We start from the raw sequence: 17,475 nt of genomic DNA, 5'->3' as shown, positions 1-17,475 counted from the left end.
GAGCGCCGCGCTTGATGGAAAAGGTAGTGACGATGAATCGCGAGACCCGGCTGGAGCGGGATGAAACGATCGTGGTGGTCGACGGAGCTCGTCGGCGGCGGAACCTCATTCTGGCGATCGTCGGGACGGTGCTGGTCATCGCGCTCGCCTATTTCCTGTTCAACCGGTCGGAAGCTCCTGCCGACAAGACCGCAGCCGCCGCTTCGGGCTCCGGCGCGCGGGGCGGCGGGCAGGTCCCGACCGTGACCGTGATCGTCCCCGGCCGCTCGGAGGTCGCCAACATCATCACCGCCAGCGGCGCGCTCGCCGCCCGTCGCGACCAGCCGATCGGCGCCGCCGGCCAGGGTGGCCGGGTGACCGCCGTGCTGGTCGATGCCGGGACCTGGGTGCGCGCGGGCCAGACCCTCGCCACCGTCGATCGCTCGGTGCAGGTCCAGACCAGCGCGCAGCTTGCCGCGGCGGTCGAATCCGCACGCGCCAATGCCGCGCTCGCGCAGAACGAATATGACCGCTCGGCCGCGCTGGTCGGTCGCGGCTTCGTCTCCAAGGCCGATCTCGACCGCAAGAAGGCGGCGCGGGACCAGGCCGCCGCGCAGGTCCGGGTCGCCCAGGCCCAGCTCAATGCCACCCGCGCCGGCATCGGCCTGCTCGACATTCGCGCCCCCTCCTCCGGCCTCATCCTCCAGCGCAATCTCGAGGTCGGCCAAGTGATCGGCCCGGGCAGCCAGGGCCTGTTCCGCCTTGCCGCCGGCGGCGAGATGGAGATGCGCGCGCAGCTTTCGCAGCAGGACCTCGCCGCGATCCGCGTCGGCATGCCCGCCAGCGTGACCCCGATCGGCTCGACCACCAGCATCACCGGCCGGGTCTGGCAGAATGCCCCGACCATCGATCCCCAGACCCGCCAGGGCGAGGTCCGGATCGCCATCCCCTATTCGCCCGGGATCCGTCCGGGCGGGTTCGCCGAGGCGCGAATCTCGGCGGGCGCGACCACCGCTCCGCTGCTCCCGCAGAGCGCGGTGCTGTCCGACAACGACGGCAATTACGTCTATATCGTCAACGCCAAGAACGAGGCCGAGCGACGCAACGTCAAGATCGGCACCGTCGACGAAAGCGGCGCCACCATCATCGCGGGCCTGTCGGGCCAGGAGATGGTCGTGCTCTCGGCCGGGCCGTTCCTCAATCCCGGCCAGAAGGTCAATCCCAGGCGGCAGGCAGCGGCCAACTAGGCGGCATCAGGACAGGCAAGAACCATGAGTTTCCGCAACATCTCGGCCTGGTGCATCCGCAACCCGGTGCCGCCGATCGTCCTCTTCATCGCGCTGCTGCTGACCGGCATCTACGCCTTCGCGACGATGGAGATCACGAACAACCCGGACATCGATTTTCCGGCTGCCAACGTGACCATCTCGCAGCCCGGCGCGGCGCCGTCGGAGATGGTCAACCAGGTGACCCAGAAGGTCGAGGCCGCGGTGCGCGGGGTCGACGGCGTCGACGAGATCAATTCGGACGTCCGCGAAGGCAACAGCAACACCTTCATCCAGTTCAAGATCGGCACGCCCACCGACCGCGCGGTCAATGACGTCAAGGCGGCGATCGACCAGATCCGCGGCGACCTTCCCGACGGCATCCTCGAGCCGCAGGTCAGCCGCGTGAACATCGGCGGCGACGGCTTCGTGTTCATCGCCGTCGAGGCGACCGACATGAGCCTCGAGGAGCTGAGCTGGTACGTCGACAGCCTGGTCTCGCGCCGCCTGCTCGCCCAGCCGGGCGTGGCGCAGGTCAGCCGCGAGGGCGGTGTCGACCGCCAGATCCGGGTCATCCTCGACCCCGCCGCGCTCCAGTCGCAGGGAATCACCGCCGCGCAGGTCAACCAGCAGCTTCGCCAGATCAACCTCGACGCCCCCGGCGGCCGCGCCGAAATCGCGGGCTCCGAGCAGACCGTCCGCGTGCTCGGCAATGCCAAGAGCGCGGCCGCGCTCGCCGATACCCAGATCGCGCTCCCGGGCGGCCGCTTCGTCCGCCTCGGCGACATCGCGCAGGTCCGCGACAGCTCGGCCGAGCCGCGCTCGGCGACCGAGCTCGGCGGACGCCCGGTGGTCAGCTTCAACGTTGCCCGCGCCAAGGGCGCCTCGGACGTCACCGCCTACGAGAATACCTGGAACGAGCTGCGCAAGATCGAGAAGGAGGATCCGCGCGTCCGCTTCGTCGAGATCAACAACAGCGTCGACTACACCAAGGGCCAGTATTCGAGCTCGATGCACGCGCTGATCGAGGGCGCGGTGCTGGCGGTGCTGGTCGTCTTCCTCTTCCTCCGCGACGTGCGCGCGACGGTCATCTCGGCCATCGCCATCCCGCTCTCGGCGATCCCCGCCTTCTGGTTCATGGACCTCATGTCCATCAACCTGAACTTCCTCTCGCTGCTCGCGCTCGCGCTGGTGGCCGGCGTGCTGGTCGACGACGCGATCGTGGAGATCGAGAACATCGTCCGCCACATGCGCATGGGCAAGAGCGCCTACCAGGCCTCGATCGACGCCGCCGACGAGATCGGCCTCGCGGTGCTCGCCACCACCATGTCGATCGTCGCGGTGTTCCTGCCCGTGGCGCTGATGCCGGGCATCTCGGGCCAGTTCTTCCGCAATTTCGGCTACACGGTCGTGCTGGCGGTGCTGATGAGCCTGCTCGTCGCGCGCATGATCACGCCGCTGATGGCCGCCTATTTCCTCCGCAGCGGCGGCGTCCAGGAACATGCCTCGGGCAAGTGGATGGAGCGCTACCTCAACGCGCTGCGCTGGACCATCGACAGCCGCAAGGCCGTCGCCGCCCGCGATTCGGCAGGCGGCTTCCTCGGTCGCCGCTGGGCCCGCATCCACGACCACCGCATCTGGATGGTCGGGGTCGGTTTCCTCATCCTCATCGCGACCGGCATCGGCATCAGCACGCTGTCGATGACCTTCCAGCCGCAGCTCGACCTGCCCAACAGCACCATCCGCATCGGCCTCGCGCCGGGCACGACGCTCGACCAGACCAAGGACGTCACCCGCCGGGTCACCGACATCGTGCTGCAGAACCCGAACGTCGAGAACGTCTTCCAGCGCAGCTTCACCTCGTCGGCGTTCATCAATGTCGTCTACAAGAAGGACCGCACCGCCAAGAGCTACGAGATTGAGCGCCAGATCACGCCCAAGCTCGCCGAGATCGCCGATGCGCGCGTCAACTTCATGAGCCAGGGCGGCGGGGGACCCGGCAGCGGCGGACGCCCGATCACGCTCTATCTGGGCGGTGACGACCCGGCCAAGCTGGCCACGGCCGCGGCCAAGCTGTCCGAAGAGATGCAGACCGTGCCGATGCTCGTCGCGCCGCGCGTCCAGGGCGACGTGGTCCGACCGGAAATCCGGATCAAGCCGCGCTTCGACCTTGCCGCCGACCTCGGCGTCAGCACCTCGGCGCTGGCCCAGACCATCCGCATCGCGACCATCGGCGACATCGACCAGAACAGCGCGCGCTTCTCGCTGTCCGATCGCCAGGTCCCGATCATCGTCAGCCTCGACAAGTCCGAACGCCGCGACATCGCGACGCTCGAGAATTTGCCGGTGCCGACCGCGAGCGGCGGCTCGGTGCCCTTGAAGTCGGTCGCCGAGATCAGCTTCGGCTCGGGCCCGGTGACGGTGAACCGCACCAACCAGATGTATCGCATCGCCGTCGGTGCCGACCTCACCCCCGGCACCGTGACCGGCGACGCGTGGAAGCAGATCGACCAGCTGCCGACGATGAAGAACCTGCCGGCGGGGGTTCAGCGCCTGACGCTGGGCGACCAGAAGTGGCAGGGCGAGCTCATCACCAACTTCATCCTCGCCGTGTTCGCGGGCATCGCGCTGGTCTTCGCGGTGCTGGTCCTGCTCTACCGCCGCTTCCTCGCGCCGCTCGTCAACCTTGGCTCGCTGCTGCTGGCCCCGCTCGGCGCGGTCATCGCGCTCCATGTCTCGGGCCAGCCGCTCAGCCTGCCGGTGTTCATCGGCCTGCTGATGCTGTTCGGCATCGTCGCCAAGAACTCGATCCTGCTGGTCGATTTCGCGGTGGAGATGATGGACCATGGCATGACCAAGGACGAGGCGATCGTCGAGGCCGGGCACAAGCGCGCCCAGCCGATCGTCATGACCACCGTCGCGATGGTCGCGGGCATGATCCCGATCGCGCTCAGCCTCACCGGTGACGGCAGCTGGCGCGCACCGATGGGCGTGACCGTGATCGGCGGCCTGCTCATGTCGACGTTCCTGACCTTGCTGCTGGTCCCGGCCTATTTCAGCCTGGCGATCGACATCGAATCGTGGATCGGTCGCAAGCTCGGCCGCTCGCTCCGGGCCACCGCGCACGAGGTGCCCGAGGCGGTCGACGAACCGCGCGCGCCGGGCCGTCCGGGGATCCCGCAACCGGCGGAGTGAACCCGCGCATGGGTTCGTCTATTGAGCGGTCCGGATGACTCGTTCCGGACCGCTCTCCCGTTTCAACCCGGCCCAGCCCGGTGCCGCCGGCATGAAGCTGGTGGCGACCGGCCTGCTCGTCCTGATGGCGGCGCTGTTCCTCGTCACCCGCGCGCTTGAGCCGCGCCATCCCTGGCTCGGCTTCGTCAAGGCCTTCGCCGAAGCCGCGATGGTCGGCGGGCTCGCCGACTGGTTCGCGGTGACCGCTCTGTTTCGCCACCCGCTCGGCCTGCCGATCCCGCACACCGCGATCATTCCCCGCAACAAGGACCGGATCGGGGCCACCCTCGCCAATTTCATCCGCGACAATTTCCTCGTTGCCCGGGTGGTCGCGCGGCGGATGCGCGGAATCGACGTGGCGGGCGCGGCGGGCCGCTTCCTCCAGACCCCGAGCGGCGAAGGGACCCGCATCCGGCGCGGTGCCTCGCGGCTCATCGCCGACCTGTTCGAAAGTCTCGACGACGAGCGGCTGGGCGGGATCTTCAAGGGCGCCATCGCCCAGCGCCTCGCCCGGACCGAGGTCTCGCCCCTGCTCGGCGCCGCGCTCGCCTCGGCGATCGAGGACAATCGCCATGTCCCCATGCTCGAGGCGGCGATCGGGGCGCTGGCCCGCGCGCTCGACGCCAATGAACCGTTGATCCGCGAGATGGTGAAGCGCCGCGCGAGCTGGGTGCTGCGCCTCGCCGCGCTCGACGAGAAGCTGGCCGACGCCATCGTCGAAGGCCTGCGCAAGCTGACGGTCGAGGTCAGCACCGATCCCGAGCACCCGATGCGGGCCAAGATGGTCGAGGCGCTGACCCGCCTTGCCGACGACCTCCAGCACAAGCCCGAGACCCGCGCCCGGGTCGAAGCGTGGAAAGAGGAATTGCTCGCCAACCGCTCGGTCGCCCAGTGGCTCGATCGTCTGTGGCAGAAGGGCCGGGCCTCGATCATCGCCGCCGCGCGCAACCCCGACGCGGCGCTCGCCGGCCGGATGGGCGAGGTCCTCCGCTCGGCCGGCGCGACGCTCGAAGGCGACCCCCGGATCCGCGCGGCGGTCAACCAGTTCGTCCGCCGCGCGGTCGCCGGCATGGCCGCAAGCTATGGCGGGTCGATCGTCGGGCTGGTCAGCGAGACCATCCGCGGCTGGGACGCGCGGACCGTCACCGAACGGCTCGAATCCGCGGTCGGCCGCGACCTCCAGTATATCCGGATCAACGGCACGATCGTCGGCGGGCTGGTCGGGCTTGCCCTCCACGTCCTCGACACGCTCTAGCGCTTGGCTGTAGGGGGCGCGGCATGACGTCGGCCCCATCCCGCACCTTCACCGTCGCCGCCGACGATGACGGCATCCGCCTCGACCGCTGGTTCAAGCGCCACATGGGCGAGGAAGTGAGCTTCAACCTCGTCTCGCGCTGGGCGCGGACGGGGCAGCTTCGCCTGAACGGCGAAAAGGCCTCGCCCGGGGACCGGATCGAGGCCGGCCAGACCATCCGCATCCCTGCCGCCGAGGCCGTGCCCCAGCGCTCGGCCCGTCCCGAGCGCCACATCGAACCGCTGACCGAGGACGAACGCCTGTTCGTCCAGGAGATGGTGATCGAGGCGACCCCGGACGCCTTCGTCCTCAACAAGCCCCCCGGCCTCGCCACCCAGGGCGGGACCAAAATCGACCGCCACCTCGACCGGCTGCTCGACGGCCTCGCCGACGAGGCTGGACAGCGCCCCAAGCTGGTCCACCGGCTCGACAAGGACACAAGCGGGGTCCTGCTGATCGCCCGCTCGGCCCGCAGCGCGGCCTTCTTCTCCAAGAGCTTTTCGGGCCGCACCGCGCGCAAGGTCTATTGGGCGATCGTGGTCGGCGACCTTGGCCAAGACGAGGGGCTGATCGACGCCCCGCTCGCCAAGCAGCCCGGCACCGGGGGCGAGAAGATGCACGTCGCCGAGGACGGGCAGGCCGCGCGCACCCGCTGGCGGGTGATCGACCGCGCCGGTACCCGCGCCGCCTGGGTCGAACTCCAGCCGCTGACCGGCCGCACCCACCAGCTGCGCGCGCACATGGCGCACCTCGGCCACCCGATCGTCGGCGATGCCAAATATGGCGGGGCCGACGCCTTCCTGACCGGGGGGATCAGCCGCAAGCTCCACCTCCACGCCCGCCGGCTCAAGATCGACGCCCCGGGCAACAAGGAGATCGACGTCTCGGCCGAGCTTCCCGCGCATTTCGCCGAGAGCCTCGCGACCCTCGGCTTCGAGACCCGCGCCGGTGACAACATGCCCCTCGACCGGCCCGACCCGGCCAAGGACCCGGTCGTCCAGGCCCGCCGCAAGGCCGCCGCGGCCAAGACCGCCCGCAAGGAGCGCAAGGGCGAGCGGCGCGGCCGCGGCGCCTCGGCGCCCGCCCGCGGCACCCGCGCGAAGAGCCCGCCCAAGGGCCGCCGATGATCCGCTGCGCCATTTTCGATTGCGATGGGACGTTGGTCGACAGCGGAGCGACGATCCACCGCGCGCTCGGCATCGCCTTCGCCGAGCACGGACTCACCCTGCCCCCACGCGCCGAGGCACAGCGGGTGATCGGCCTCTCGCTGGTCGAGGCGATGGCCGCGCTCGCGCCCGCAGAGACCGACGCCGGTCACCGCGCCATGGCCCAGACCTACAAGGACGCCTTCGTCACCCTGCGCGGTCAGAACCAGGTGGAGGAGCCGCTGTTCGAGGGCATCCTCCCGCTGCTCGACGCGCTCGAGGAGCGCGGCTGGCAGCTCGCGGTCGCCACCGGCAAGTCCGACCGCGGCCTGCGCCACTGCCTCACCGCCCACGGGCTCCACGCCCGCTTCATCTCGCTCCAGACCGCCGACCGCCACCCCTCCAAGCCCCATCCGTCGATGGCGCTGGAAGCCATGGCCGACAGCGGCGCCGAGCCCGCCAATTGCGTCGTCATCGGCGACACCGGCTGGGACATGGGCATGGCCAAGGCCGCCCGGATGCACGCCATCGGCGCCTTGTGGGGCTATCACGACCACCACGAGCTCCGCGCCGCCGGGGCCGATGCCCTGGCTGAGGCGCCGGCCGACGTCCTCGCGCTGGCAGAGACCATGGTGAAGGCCGCCGCATGACCGACAACAACGACCAGCTCTGGGCCCGGCGCTTCCGGATCTTCGCCCTGCTCCGGATCAGTGGCCTGGCCCTGTTCCTCCTCGGCATGGCCATCGTCTTCAGCGACCTCGTCCAGCCCGGCGGCGCGCTTGGCCTCGGCATGGTGGTGATTGGCTGCGGGCTGGTCGAAGCCCTGCTCGGCCCGGTGCTGCTGCGCCAGGCCTGGCACAAGGCGGACCGCCGGTGAAGCGCTTCTGGAAGGAGGCCGTGGCCCTCGCCGACGAGGGCGGCTGGCGGATCGAACTCGACGGTCGCCCGGTCCGCACCCCCGCTCGTGCCCAGCTCGCGCTGCCGACCGCGGCGCTGGCCAAGGCGATCGCGGGCGAGTGGGACGGGGCGGGCGAAACGCTCGACCCGCGCGCCATGCCGCTGACTGGCCTCGCCAATGCCGCGATCGACCGCATCGCTCCCGAACCCGGCCGCTTCGCCGAGGGCCTCGCCACCTATGGCACCAGCGACCTCCTCTGCTACCGCGCCGATGGCCCGTCCGAGCTCGTCGCCGCGCAGGCCGCGCACTGGGACCCGCTGCTCGCCTGGGCCCGCCGCCGCTACGATGTCGATTTCGCGGTCACCACGGGCGTCTCGCCGGTCGACCAGCCCCCAGCGACCATCGAACGGCTAACCCATGCCGTCCATGCGCTTGACCCCTTCCACCTCGCCGCCCTCTCGCCGCTGGTGACCGTCGGCGGCTCGCTTGTCGCGGGCCTCGCCGTACTCGAGGAAACGGTCGGCGTCGACGAGGCCTGGACCGCGGTCAGCCTCGACGAGCGCTGGCAGCTCGAGCAATGGGGCAGTGACGCCGAGGCCGAGAAGGCGCTCGCCGCGCGCGAGGCCGATTTCCGCGCCGGCGCCCGGCTGCTGGCGCTGCTCGCCTAGTTGGGCTTCTCGACCAGCTTGCGGACGAAATCGAGGAGGTAGGGCTGGCGTTCGCGCCGCAGCCGCTCGGCCGCGACGATCGCCTGCACCTTCTTCGTGCACTGGTCGACGTCCTCGTTGATCAGGACGTAATCATATTCGGCCCAGTGGCCGATCTCGGCCGCCGCGCGCTTCATCCGGAAGTCGATCACCTCGGGCTGGTCGGTCCCGCGATCCTCCAGCCGGCGCCGCAGCTCGGCCATCGAGGGCGGCAGGATGAAGATCCGCACGAGATCGGTGCGGAAGGCATATTCGAGCTGCTGGGTCCCCTGCCAGTCGATGTCGAACAGCGTGTCGCGCCCTAGCCGCAGCGCTTCCTTGATCGGCTCCTTGGGGCTGCCGTAGCGATGCTCGAACACATAGGCCCATTCGGCGAGTTCGTCGGCGTCGACCAGCCGCTGGAATTCCTCGTCGCTGACGAAATGATAATCGACGTCGTCGACCTCGCCGGCACGTTTCTGCCGCGTGGTCGCGCTGATCGACATGGTGATCGTCGGATCCTCCTCCATCAGCTTGCGGCCGATGGTGGACTTGCCGGCGCCCGAGGGCGAGCTGAGGACGATGAGGAGGCCGCGACGGGTGCGCTGTGCGTGATCCATGCGCGCTCTTGCCGTCCCGACGCCCTCACCGTCAATGCTGCAAGTGCGAGAAGACCCTTGCAATATTGTGCGCTGCACTATATTGTGCACTGCAACAAGGGAATTTTCGATGAGCGAAGACACCAAGGACATCGTCGAAGCGGCTGCCGACAAGGTCGAGGCAATCGAAGCCTCGGTCGTCGAGGCCGTGAAGAAGGTGACGCCGCGCCGGGCCAAGTCCGAGCGCAAGCCGCGCAGCCGCAAGGCCGCCGGAGTCGTGAACAAGCTGCGCTCGGCCGTGTCGGCCAAGACCGCGCCCGTCAAAAAGGACAATGCCGTGAACTTCGATCCCGCCAACTGGATGAACTTCCAGTCGTTCAACGCGCTTCCGGGCGCCGACCGTTTCCAGACCCTGTTCGCCGAAGCCGGCAGCCGTGGCCAGGAAGCGATCGAGAAGAGCCGCAAGGCCGCCGAGGAGCTCGCTGAGCTGACCCGCGCCAACGTCGACGCCGCCGTCGAGGCCGGCAAGATCGCGGCCAGCGGTGCCAAGACCGTCGGCGAGGATGCCCTGCAGCGCGTCCGCGAGGGCCTCGAGCAGAACGTCGCCGAGTTCAAGAGCCTGTCCCAGGCCCAGAGCCCGAGCGAGTTCTTCCAGCTCCAGAGCGAGATCGCCAAGCAGAACTTCGACCGCGTCGTCGCCAGCCTCAGCCAGCTCACCGAAGCCACGGTGAAGCTCGCCGGCGAGGCGATCCAGCCGCTGTCGAACCGCGCCGCGGTCAATGCCGAAAAGATCAACGAACTGACTGCCTGATAACCCTCCTCCTGTCAGGCATTTAGGGCGGCCGTCTCTCGCGTATCTGAGAGGCGGCCGCCATCGCGTTGAAGTGGCACATGGTCGCCTGCGCGTCTTGGCAAGGGTGCAGCCCGTCCACTATCTAGGGCGATGATGGTCCAACGCATTTTCATGGCTGGCGAAGACGACGTCCCCGGCAAGGGCGACGGGGTCGAGGAGATCGAGCGCGGGGTCGTCACCCGCACTCGTCCGCGCACCCGCAAGCCGAGCAACTACAAGGTGCTCATGCTGAACGACGACTACACTCCGATGGAGTTCGTCGTCCTCTGCCTCCAGCGCTTCTTCTCGATGAGCATCGAGGACGCGACCCGGGTCATGCTTCAGGTCCACCAGCAGGGCGTCGCGGTGTGCGGCGTCTTCACCTACGAGGTCGCGGAAACCAAGGTCAGCCAGGTGATCGACTTCGCCCGCGAGAACCAGCACCCGCTGCAGTGTACGCTCGAAAAGGCGTAAGGCACTGACCGTCGTCCCGGCGAAGGCCGGGACCTCAGGCAACAGAGGCGCCGCGCTCGCCGAGGTCCCGGCCCTCCACCGGGCCGACGCGCGTCGGGCCCTTGCACGTCCGCAACGAAAGCCTAAAGGCGCGAAATGGACTCCATCCTCATCCAGGGCGGCAAGCGCCTCGAAGGCACCATCCCCATCTCGGGCGCCAAGAACAGCGCACTGACGCTGCTCCCCTGCGCGCTGCTGACCGCGGACAAGCTGACCCTTACCAACCTGCCGCGTCTCGCCGACGTCGACAGCTTCGGTCACCTCCTCAACGGGCTCGGCGTCTCGACCAAGATCGAGGGCGTGAAGAAGGGCGAGATCGGGCGCCGGATGACGCTCCAGGCCGCCGAGATCGCGTCCACGGTCGCACCTTACGACATGGTCCGCCGGATGCGCGCCTCGATCCTGGTGCTGGGCCCGCTCCTCGCGCGCGAGGGCGAAGCCACCGTCTCGCTGCCCGGCGGCTGTGCCATCGGCGACCGCCCGATCGACCTCCACCTGCGCGCGCTCGAGGCAATGGGTGCCGAGATCGAGCTTGCCGCGGGCTATGTGAAGGCGAGCGCGCCCAAGGGGCGGATCAGCGGCGGCGACTACAGTTTCCCGGTGGTGTCGGTCGGTGCGACCGAAAATGCGCTGATGGCGGCCGCCACGGCCGCGGGGCGGACCCAGCTGTTCAACGCCGCGCGCGAGCCCGAGATCGTCGACCTCTGCAACCTCCTCGTCGCCATGGGCGCGAAGATCAGCGGCATCGGCTCCTCGCACCTCATCATCGACGGTGTCGATGCGCTGCACGGCTGCACCTATGCCGTCATGCCCGACCGGATCGAAGCCGGCAGCTATGCCTGCGCGGCCGGGATCACCGGCGGCAGCCTCGACCTCGTCGGCGCGCGTCCCGAGGACATGCTGGCGACCACCAACGCGCTTGCCCAGTGCGGTCTCATCATCGAGATCCACGACAAAGGCATCAAGGTCACCGCCGACGGGCCGCTGAAGCCCCTCGCCCTCTCGACCGCCCCCTTCCCCGGCTTCGCCACCGACATGCAGGCGCAGTTCATGGCGATGCTGTGCCGAGCCAATGGCGAGAGCTTCCTCGAGGAGACCATCTTCGAGAACCGCTACATGCACGTCCCCGAGCTTCGCCGCATGGGCGCCAACATCGACGTGCGCGGGCGCTCGGCCATCGTCCACGGCGTCCCCGGCCTGACCGGGGCGCAGGTGATGGCGACCGACCTGCGCGCCTCGATGAGCCTCGTGCTCGCGGGCCTCGCCGCCGAGGGCGAGACCGAGGTGCTGCGCGTCTATCACCTTGATCGCGGCTACGAGCGGCTCGAGGAGAAGCTCTCCGCCGTCGGCGCGACGATCGAGCGCAAGAGCGCCGGCTAGGCCTTGCTCCAGTAGCGGAAGGCCTTGCGCTGAAGCTTGGTGACCAGCTTGCGCGCGTCGGGGCCGGTCCAGTCGCCGGTGAAGCGATGCTTCTCCCAGCTTCCGGTCCACCAGCCCTGCCCCGGCAGGCCGTCCGACTGGCGCACGACCAGCACCGCCAACTCGGGCTCTCCGCTCGCCTCGGCTTCGCGGTCGACCGCCGAAAGGGTGGCGCAAAGCGCACGCATCTTGGGCCGGGTGAAGCGATGGCCCAGCCGTTCGAGCAGTTCGGAATAGGTCAGGGCATGGCCCGCCGCGGCGGCCGCGAGCAGGTGCCGGCGGACCTCCTGCGGGTCCGTCAGGCTCACCCCTTGGGCTGCTCCGCGACCGGGGTCAGCTCATAGATGTCGAGCTTGGCGCCCGACTTGGGCCACGGCATCACCAGCCGGAAGCGCATCGGCGCGATCCGCTCGAACACCCCGGCAAGGTCGCGCTTGGGGTCGGCGCCATAGGCCTTGGGCTGCTCGCGCTCGCCGAGCGCGAGGCTGCCGAGGAAGACCAGCCGGGTCGGCACGTCGTCTTCCCACAGGCGGCCGGCGGGCCGTTCGGTCCCGGTCTGCTTGACCACGGTGAGAAGGTCGTCCTCGACCTCGACGTAGCAGAAGAAGGGCTTGAACTTGACGAAGGCGGGCGAGCGGGCGTCGGTCTTGCCGAGGCGGACGAGCCGGCAATTGTAGCTTCCCGGGGTCGGCGCCGGGCGCGCCAGGCCGGCGTCGGGACGAAGGAGGTCGCCTTCCTCGCGCAGGGCGGCGGCGAACCTCGGCCTCGCGTCCGCAAGGCCCGCGCTCCACGCCATCGGCAGGCGCTTCAGCCGGTCGATGTCGGGCGCCTCGGCGATCTGCTGCCAGACATCGGACTTGGTCGGGGGAAGCGCGACGACGCTGGTGCCCGGCCGCGGCGGCGGCTTCTGGCCGGTCAGCGCGGTGCAGCCGGCGAGCGCGGCGAGCGCGGCAGCAGTCAGGAATGGCCGGATGCTTGGCATGTCTGTCCTCACGCTAGCACAGCGTTGGCCCCCGTCCATCTGGTCAAAGGGGCGAAAGGTTAACAAATAGTTGCGATCGGGTCGCCCGGCGGCCAAAGCGCGGCCAATGGATGCCACCACCTCCCCAGCCGCCGATCGAACCCGTTCGGGCCTCGCACTCGGGGTCGGGGCCTATGGCCTGTGGGGCCTGCTTCCGATCTACTTCAAGCTGCTGATCGGAGTCCCCGCGGTCGCCATCGTCGCGCACCGGATCGTCTGGTCGCTGCTGGTGCTCGGCATCCTCCTCAGCCTCGGCAAGGCGTGGCGCGAGGTCGGCGCGGCGCTTCGTCACAAGGGCTCGGTCAAGCTGCTGCTCGCGACCAGCCTGCTGATCGGCACCAACTGGCTGATCTACGTCTATGCGGTAAACAGCGGGCATATCCTCGCCGGGAGCCTCGGCTACTACCTCAACCCGCTCGCCAACATCCTGCTCGGCCGGTTCGTGCTGCGAGAGCCGTTGAGCCGGCCGCAGTGGCTGGCGGTAGCCATTGCCGGGGTCGGCGTCTCGATCCTCGCGGTGGGCGCGCTGTCGCACCTGTGGATCAGCCTTGCCCTGTGCTTCTCCTTCTCGCTCTATGGCCTCCTCCGGAAGATCGCGCATGTCGATGCGACCGCGGGACTTGCGATCGAGACGCTCCTCTTGTTCGTCCCGGCCGCGGTGTGGCTGGCCTGGGCGAGCGCCAGGCCCCTGCCCGTCTGGGGGCTCGACAGCACCGACACCTGGCTCCTGGTCTTCAGCGGCGTCGCCTCGACCATCCCGCTTCTCCTCTTCACCGCGGCCGCCCGCCGCCTGCCCTATTCGACGCTGGGCATCCTCCAGTTCATCGCCCCGACGCTGCAGTTCCTGGTTGCGGTGTTCCTCTACGGCGAGCCCTTCACCAGCGCCCATGCCTGGGCCTTTGCCTGCATCTGGACGGCGGCGATCATCTACCTCCTGTCGGCGCTGCGTGGCAGTCCGTCGAACGCCGCGGCGCCGGAGTGACGCGACACTGGTAATCCGCCGCCCGGCATCCGACATGGGCGATCATGCTGAACCTCGTCTCGATCCTCATCGGTCTCGTCGCCCTGGTCCTGACCGCCTTTGCCTTCCTGCCGCTGCTCGGCTGGGCCAACTGGCTGATCCTGCCGCTGGCGGTGGTCGGGGCCGGGCTCGGCGCGATGAGCGGCGGGTCCAAGGCCGGGCGCAACCTGTGCATCTTCGTGATCGTGGTCGGCGTCCTCCGCCTGATGCTGGGCGGCGGGATCCTCTAGTCCCTAGCGGGTCCTGACGTAGCGGCCCGGCGCGTCCTCGATCGGCTTCAGCTTGCCCTCGCCGGGCACGCGGGCGCCGGTCGCGGGGACTTCCTTCGGGTTCCGACGGCGCAGCCAGGCGAGCCAGTCCGGCCACCAGCTGCCCTTCACCTCCCTCGCGCCCTCGATGAATTCCTCGAGACTCTTGGGCTCGCCCTCGTTGATCCAGTGCTGGTACTTGCCCGCGCTCGGCGGATTGACGACCCCGGCGATGTGGCCCGAGCCCGCGAGCACGAAGCGCTTGTCGCCCGGCACATGGTCCATCAGCTTCCACACGCTCTGCGGCGGCGCGATATGGTCCTCGCGCCCGGCCTGGATGTAGAGCGGGGTTGCGATCTTCGTCAGGTCGATCGGGGTTCCGTCGACGATGATCCCGCCCGGCTCGACCAGTTTGTTCTCCTGATAGAGCGAGACGAGATAGTCGCGGTGCCAGCCGGCCGGCAGGTTGGTGACGTCGCCGTTCCAGTGGAGGAGGTCGAAGGGCGGCGGCTCCTTCCCCAACAGGTAATTGTTGACGACATAGTTCCACAGGAGGTCGCGGCCGCGCAGCTGGTTGAAGGTCGCCGCCATGATCCGGCCATCGATCAGCCCGGTATCGGCCGAGAGCTGGTCGAGCAGCGCCATCGTCTCGGGCCCGAGGAAGAGCTTCAAATCCCCCGCCTCGGAGAAATCGACCTGCGCAGTGAAGAAGGTGGCCGAGGCGACCTTGTCCGCCTCCCCGCGCGCGGCGAGCAGGGCAAGGGTCGCCGCCAGCGTGGTCCCGGCGACGCAATAGCCGATGACGTTGACCGCCTCGACGCCGAGCAGGTCGCGGACGGTGTCGATCGCATCGACCTGGCCGCGCAGGACATAATCGTCGAGGGTGATGTCGCGGACGCTCTCGTCGGCCGACTTCCAACTGACCATGAACAGCGAGATGCCATTCTCGACGCACCAGCGGACAAAGCTTTTTTCGGGCGTCAGGTCGAGGATGTAGTAGCGGTTGATCCACGGCGGGAAGATGACCAGCGGCGTTTCCAGGACGGTCTCGGTTACCGGGGCGTAGTGGATCAGCTGGTAGAGCGGGGTCTCGTGGATGACCTTGCCGGGCGTGGTCGCGAGGTTGCGACCGACCTCATAGGCGCCCTTGGGGACTTGTGAGAGCTGCCCCGCCCTCATGTCGTCGAGCATGTGGCGGAGGCCGTTGAGGAGGTTCTCGCCGCGCGATTCGAGCGTTGCCTTCAGCACCTCGGGATTGGTGAGCGCGAAGTTGGACGGGCTCATCGCGTCGATCACGCCTTTGGTCACGAAGCGGAGCCGCTGGCGGGCCTCCTCGTCGAGGCCGTCGGCCTCATCGACCGACTTCATCATCTGGTCGGAAATGGCGAGATAGGTCTGGCGGATGGTGTCGTAGACGGGATGGTCGCGCCACTCAGGCGCGGCGAAGCGCTTGTCCTTCTGGCTGCCCGCCTGCTGGATGCCGCCGAGCATCTGCCCCCAGGCGGCAAGCCCCTTGCTCCACGCCTCGGCCCCGGCGGTCATCATCGCCATCGGATCGGGCGCGGGCGGGAGCTTCAATCCCGGCGCGGGTTCGCCCGACTTCCAGCTGTCGGCCCAGGCCTCGAGCAGCATCTGCTGCGCGCGCCCCATGACGAGGGTCCAGTGCTGCCAGTCCTCGAGGGTCGGGAAGGCGGCGGTGGGGGTGTCGGTGGTCATGGGCGATTCGCCTCGAACGGGGCGACGAAGGTCACAAAGGTCACGGGGTCGCCGAGTCGCTTTGCGGCAAAGGTCACAAAGGTCACAGGGTGCGCGAGTCGTTCCCGGGCCGGATCGGCGGCCGCGATGGCGGGCGGCACCGGGGACAGAAGGCAATCACTCGTCACGGCGGGAAGCATGGCACGTTTTTGGGGGTGTAGGACAGCCTTTGCCGTGGGGTTGGTGGCGGGCACTTCGACTTCGCTCAGGGCAAACGGGTTATGGATAGGCCACTCCTCGTCACCCCGGACTTGATCCGGGGTCTGCCTTCCTTTTGCGCGCCGGCGCGGGTTGCACGGAGGCAGGCGGATCCCGGGTCGAGCCCGGGATGACGGTGGAGGGGGCTCGCTTTTTCTGTTCCGTTCGTGCCGAGCGACGTCGAGGCACGGGTGCGGGGTGGACCGTCCCTCGACTTCGCTCGGGACTAACCGAGGGGGAGTGGGCTCGACTTCCACCGCCACGCGGAGGCATGGAGGCGGGGATGACCCCGGACCTTCCCACCCCGTCGCTGCCGATGGCGCTGCAGGCGCTCGACATCTTCGGGATCGCGGTATTCGCGGTGTCGGGGGCGCTCTTGGCGGCGGAGAAGAAGCAGACGCTGGTCACCTTCATCTTCTTCGCGGTGGTGACCGGGGTCGGCGGGGGAACGCTGCGCGACCTGCTGATCGGCGCGCCGGTCTTCTGGGTGCACAAGAACCTCGTGCTGCTGATCTGTATCGGCGCGGCGCTGCTGGTGTGGCTCGCGAGCCGGCGCTGGTTCGCGGGAAGCGCGCTCCTGTGGTTCGATGCGCTGGGCCTCGGCGCCTATGCGACCTATGGCGCGGCCAAGGCGCTGGCGTTCGGGATCGCGCCGGTCCCGGCCTTCGCCATGGGCGTGCTGACCGCCTGCGCGGGCGGGATCATCCGCGACGTGCTGGCGGGCGAGCCGTCGATCCTGATGCGGCCCGAGCTCTACGTCACCGCGGCGGCGCTGAGCGCGGGGTTGCTGGTGGGGCTGGGCCTGCTCGGGCTGGGCGGCTGGGGCGCTGCGCTGGTGGCGGCGGTGGCGGGGTTTGGGCTCCGCGGCCTGGCGATCGCGCGGGGGTGGAGTTTGCCGGCCTATCGGGAGTGAACGGATGTCCGCTTTCGACCCATTGGGGACATTATCTTAGCTTAAACTTTGCCATGCCGCTGTTGGTTGATAAAGGTGCCGGTAGAGGTGGGCGTCCGTGGGTTATCGAGATCAAGACGATGAACCCTCCGCCATCGACGATTGGCTTGAATCTTCGCCTGCTGACAAATTTGACAGCGCTCAGCCACTCTTTTTGCTTGGCGGCTGCGTGGGCTTGTTCTTAATTCTGATATACATCGTGGCCATCGCGGCAACCTACTGCGGGCCGGGCCGCTGCTAACGTCCGCTTTCCACCATTGCGGACGTTCGTCCGATCGCCATGTTGATCGCATGGTCTGGGACCTGAGAGGCGCGCTGCTGAAGAAGGGCGAGACGGAATCGGCGCGGCTGGCCGATTTCGAGTTTCGCCTGCGGGTGCGGACCTTTCGCCTGCTGGCGGCGGCGCTCGGCGAGGA

17 protein-coding genes are annotated in these 17,475 nt (G+C 68.8%); 13 read left to right on the top strand and 4 right to left on the bottom strand.

Features of this window, described 5'->3' with window-relative positions; translation table 11 throughout:
* Positions 1 to 32: 32 nt before the first annotated feature.
* From BS69_RS0100095 to BS69_RS0100065, 7 genes are read left to right on the top strand one after another with little or no spacing between them, the layout of a single operon-like run.
* The gene (locus tag BS69_RS0100095; RefSeq protein WP_029939953.1) at positions 33 to 1,226 is read left to right on the top strand and encodes an efflux RND transporter periplasmic adaptor subunit; all 1,194 of its coding nucleotides are present in this window, start codon (positions 33 to 35) and stop codon (positions 1,224 to 1,226) included.
* Positions 1,227 to 1,250: 24 nt separating this feature from the next.
* Positions 1,251 to 4,439 (top strand): efflux RND transporter permease subunit, encoded by a 3,189-nt coding sequence (locus BS69_RS0100090; RefSeq protein WP_029939952.1) that lies wholly within the window; start codon positions 1,251 to 1,253, stop codon positions 4,437 to 4,439.
* Positions 4,440 to 4,473: 34 nt separating this feature from the next.
* Complete coding sequence (locus BS69_RS0100085) at positions 4,474 to 5,733, top strand: DUF445 domain-containing protein (RefSeq protein ID WP_029939951.1); 1,260 nt, start codon at positions 4,474 to 4,476, stop codon at positions 5,731 to 5,733.
* A gap of 23 nt (positions 5,734 to 5,756) precedes the next feature.
* The gene (locus BS69_RS0100080; protein ID WP_051676335.1) at positions 5,757 to 6,899 is read left to right on the top strand and encodes an RluA family pseudouridine synthase; all 1,143 of its coding nucleotides are present in this window, start codon (positions 5,757 to 5,759) and stop codon (positions 6,897 to 6,899) included.
* Positions 6,896 to 7,567: an HAD-IA family hydrolase gene (locus tag BS69_RS0100075; protein WP_029939949.1), complete on the top strand. Its 672-nt coding sequence runs from the start codon at positions 6,896 to 6,898 to the stop codon at positions 7,565 to 7,567. Before BS69_RS0100080 ends, BS69_RS0100075 begins: the two co-directional genes overlap by 4 nt.
* Positions 7,564 to 7,794 (top strand): hypothetical protein, encoded by a 231-nt coding sequence (locus BS69_RS0100070; RefSeq protein WP_029939948.1) that lies wholly within the window; start codon positions 7,564 to 7,566, stop codon positions 7,792 to 7,794. Before BS69_RS0100075 ends, BS69_RS0100070 begins: the two co-directional genes overlap by 4 nt.
* Positions 7,791 to 8,483: an ATP12 family chaperone protein gene (locus tag BS69_RS0100065; RefSeq protein ID WP_029939947.1), complete on the top strand. Its 693-nt coding sequence runs from the start codon at positions 7,791 to 7,793 to the stop codon at positions 8,481 to 8,483. Before BS69_RS0100070 ends, BS69_RS0100065 begins: the two co-directional genes overlap by 4 nt.
* Here the strand turns inward: BS69_RS0100065 and gmk are convergent.
* Complete coding sequence (gene gmk, locus BS69_RS0100060; protein ID WP_029939946.1) at positions 8,480 to 9,121, bottom strand: guanylate kinase; 642 nt, start codon at positions 9,119 to 9,121, stop codon at positions 8,480 to 8,482. The genes BS69_RS0100065 and gmk overlap by 4 nt on opposite strands.
* 109 nt (positions 9,122 to 9,230) lie before the next feature.
* Between gmk and BS69_RS13415 the strand changes: the two genes are divergently transcribed.
* The 3 genes from BS69_RS13415 (at position 9,231) to murA (ending at position 11,825) form a co-directional block, all read left to right on the top strand.
* A complete protein-coding gene (locus tag BS69_RS13415) occupies positions 9,231 to 9,911 on the top strand; it encodes a phasin family protein (RefSeq protein ID WP_051676333.1) in 681 nt (226 codons plus the stop codon).
* A gap of 153 nt (positions 9,912 to 10,064) precedes the next feature.
* A complete protein-coding gene (clpS, locus tag BS69_RS0100050; RefSeq protein ID WP_029939944.1) occupies positions 10,065 to 10,406 on the top strand; it encodes an ATP-dependent Clp protease adapter ClpS in 342 nt (113 codons plus the stop codon).
* A gap of 135 nt (positions 10,407 to 10,541) precedes the next feature.
* Positions 10,542 to 11,825 (top strand): UDP-N-acetylglucosamine 1-carboxyvinyltransferase, encoded by a 1,284-nt coding sequence (gene murA, locus BS69_RS0100045; protein ID WP_029939943.1) that lies wholly within the window; start codon positions 10,542 to 10,544, stop codon positions 11,823 to 11,825.
* Here murA and BS69_RS0100040 read toward each other — a convergent pair.
* Together BS69_RS0100040 and BS69_RS0100035 are read right to left on the bottom strand one after the other, a co-directional pair.
* Positions 11,822 to 12,172 (bottom strand): ribose-phosphate pyrophosphokinase, encoded by a 351-nt coding sequence (locus tag BS69_RS0100040; protein WP_245605073.1) that lies wholly within the window; start codon positions 12,170 to 12,172, stop codon positions 11,822 to 11,824. The genes murA and BS69_RS0100040 overlap by 4 nt on opposite strands.
* On the bottom strand, positions 12,169 to 12,846 hold the full coding sequence (locus BS69_RS0100035; RefSeq protein ID WP_029939941.1) for a DUF4893 domain-containing protein: 678 nt from the start codon (positions 12,844 to 12,846) through the stop codon (positions 12,169 to 12,171). Before BS69_RS0100035 ends, BS69_RS0100040 begins: the two co-directional genes overlap by 4 nt.
* 106 nt (positions 12,847 to 12,952) lie before the next feature.
* On the opposite strand from BS69_RS0100035, the gene rarD reads away from it, so the two are divergent.
* Both rarD and BS69_RS0100025 read left to right on the top strand, forming a co-directional pair.
* Complete coding sequence (gene rarD, locus BS69_RS0100030) at positions 12,953 to 13,867, top strand: EamA family transporter RarD (protein ID WP_037504267.1); 915 nt, start codon at positions 12,953 to 12,955, stop codon at positions 13,865 to 13,867.
* Between the two features lie 44 nt (positions 13,868 to 13,911).
* The gene (locus BS69_RS0100025; RefSeq protein WP_029939939.1) at positions 13,912 to 14,136 is read left to right on the top strand and encodes a hypothetical protein; all 225 of its coding nucleotides are present in this window, start codon (positions 13,912 to 13,914) and stop codon (positions 14,134 to 14,136) included.
* 3 nt (positions 14,137 to 14,139) lie between these two features.
* On the opposite strand, the gene BS69_RS0100020 is transcribed toward BS69_RS0100025, so the two are convergent.
* Positions 14,140 to 15,870 carry a PHA/PHB synthase family protein gene (locus tag BS69_RS0100020; RefSeq protein WP_029939938.1) on the bottom strand — a complete coding sequence of 577 codons (1,731 nt, stop codon included), beginning with the start codon at positions 15,868 to 15,870 and terminating at the stop codon, positions 14,140 to 14,142.
* Positions 15,871 to 16,390: 520 nt separating this feature from the next.
* Here BS69_RS0100020 and BS69_RS0100010 point away from each other — a divergent pair.
* On the top strand, positions 16,391 to 17,020 hold the full coding sequence (locus BS69_RS0100010; RefSeq protein ID WP_084184483.1) for a trimeric intracellular cation channel family protein: 630 nt from the start codon (positions 16,391 to 16,393) through the stop codon (positions 17,018 to 17,020).
* Positions 17,021 to 17,475 lie beyond the last annotated feature (455 nt).

Source organism: Sphingomonas astaxanthinifaciens DSM 22298 (assembly GCF_000711715.1).
Classification (GTDB): domain Bacteria; phylum Pseudomonadota; class Alphaproteobacteria; order Sphingomonadales; family Sphingomonadaceae; genus Sphingomicrobium; species Sphingomicrobium astaxanthinifaciens_A.
The sequence above is the reverse complement of the archived record's forward strand: the minus strand, read 5'-3'. Positions and strand labels throughout refer to the sequence as shown.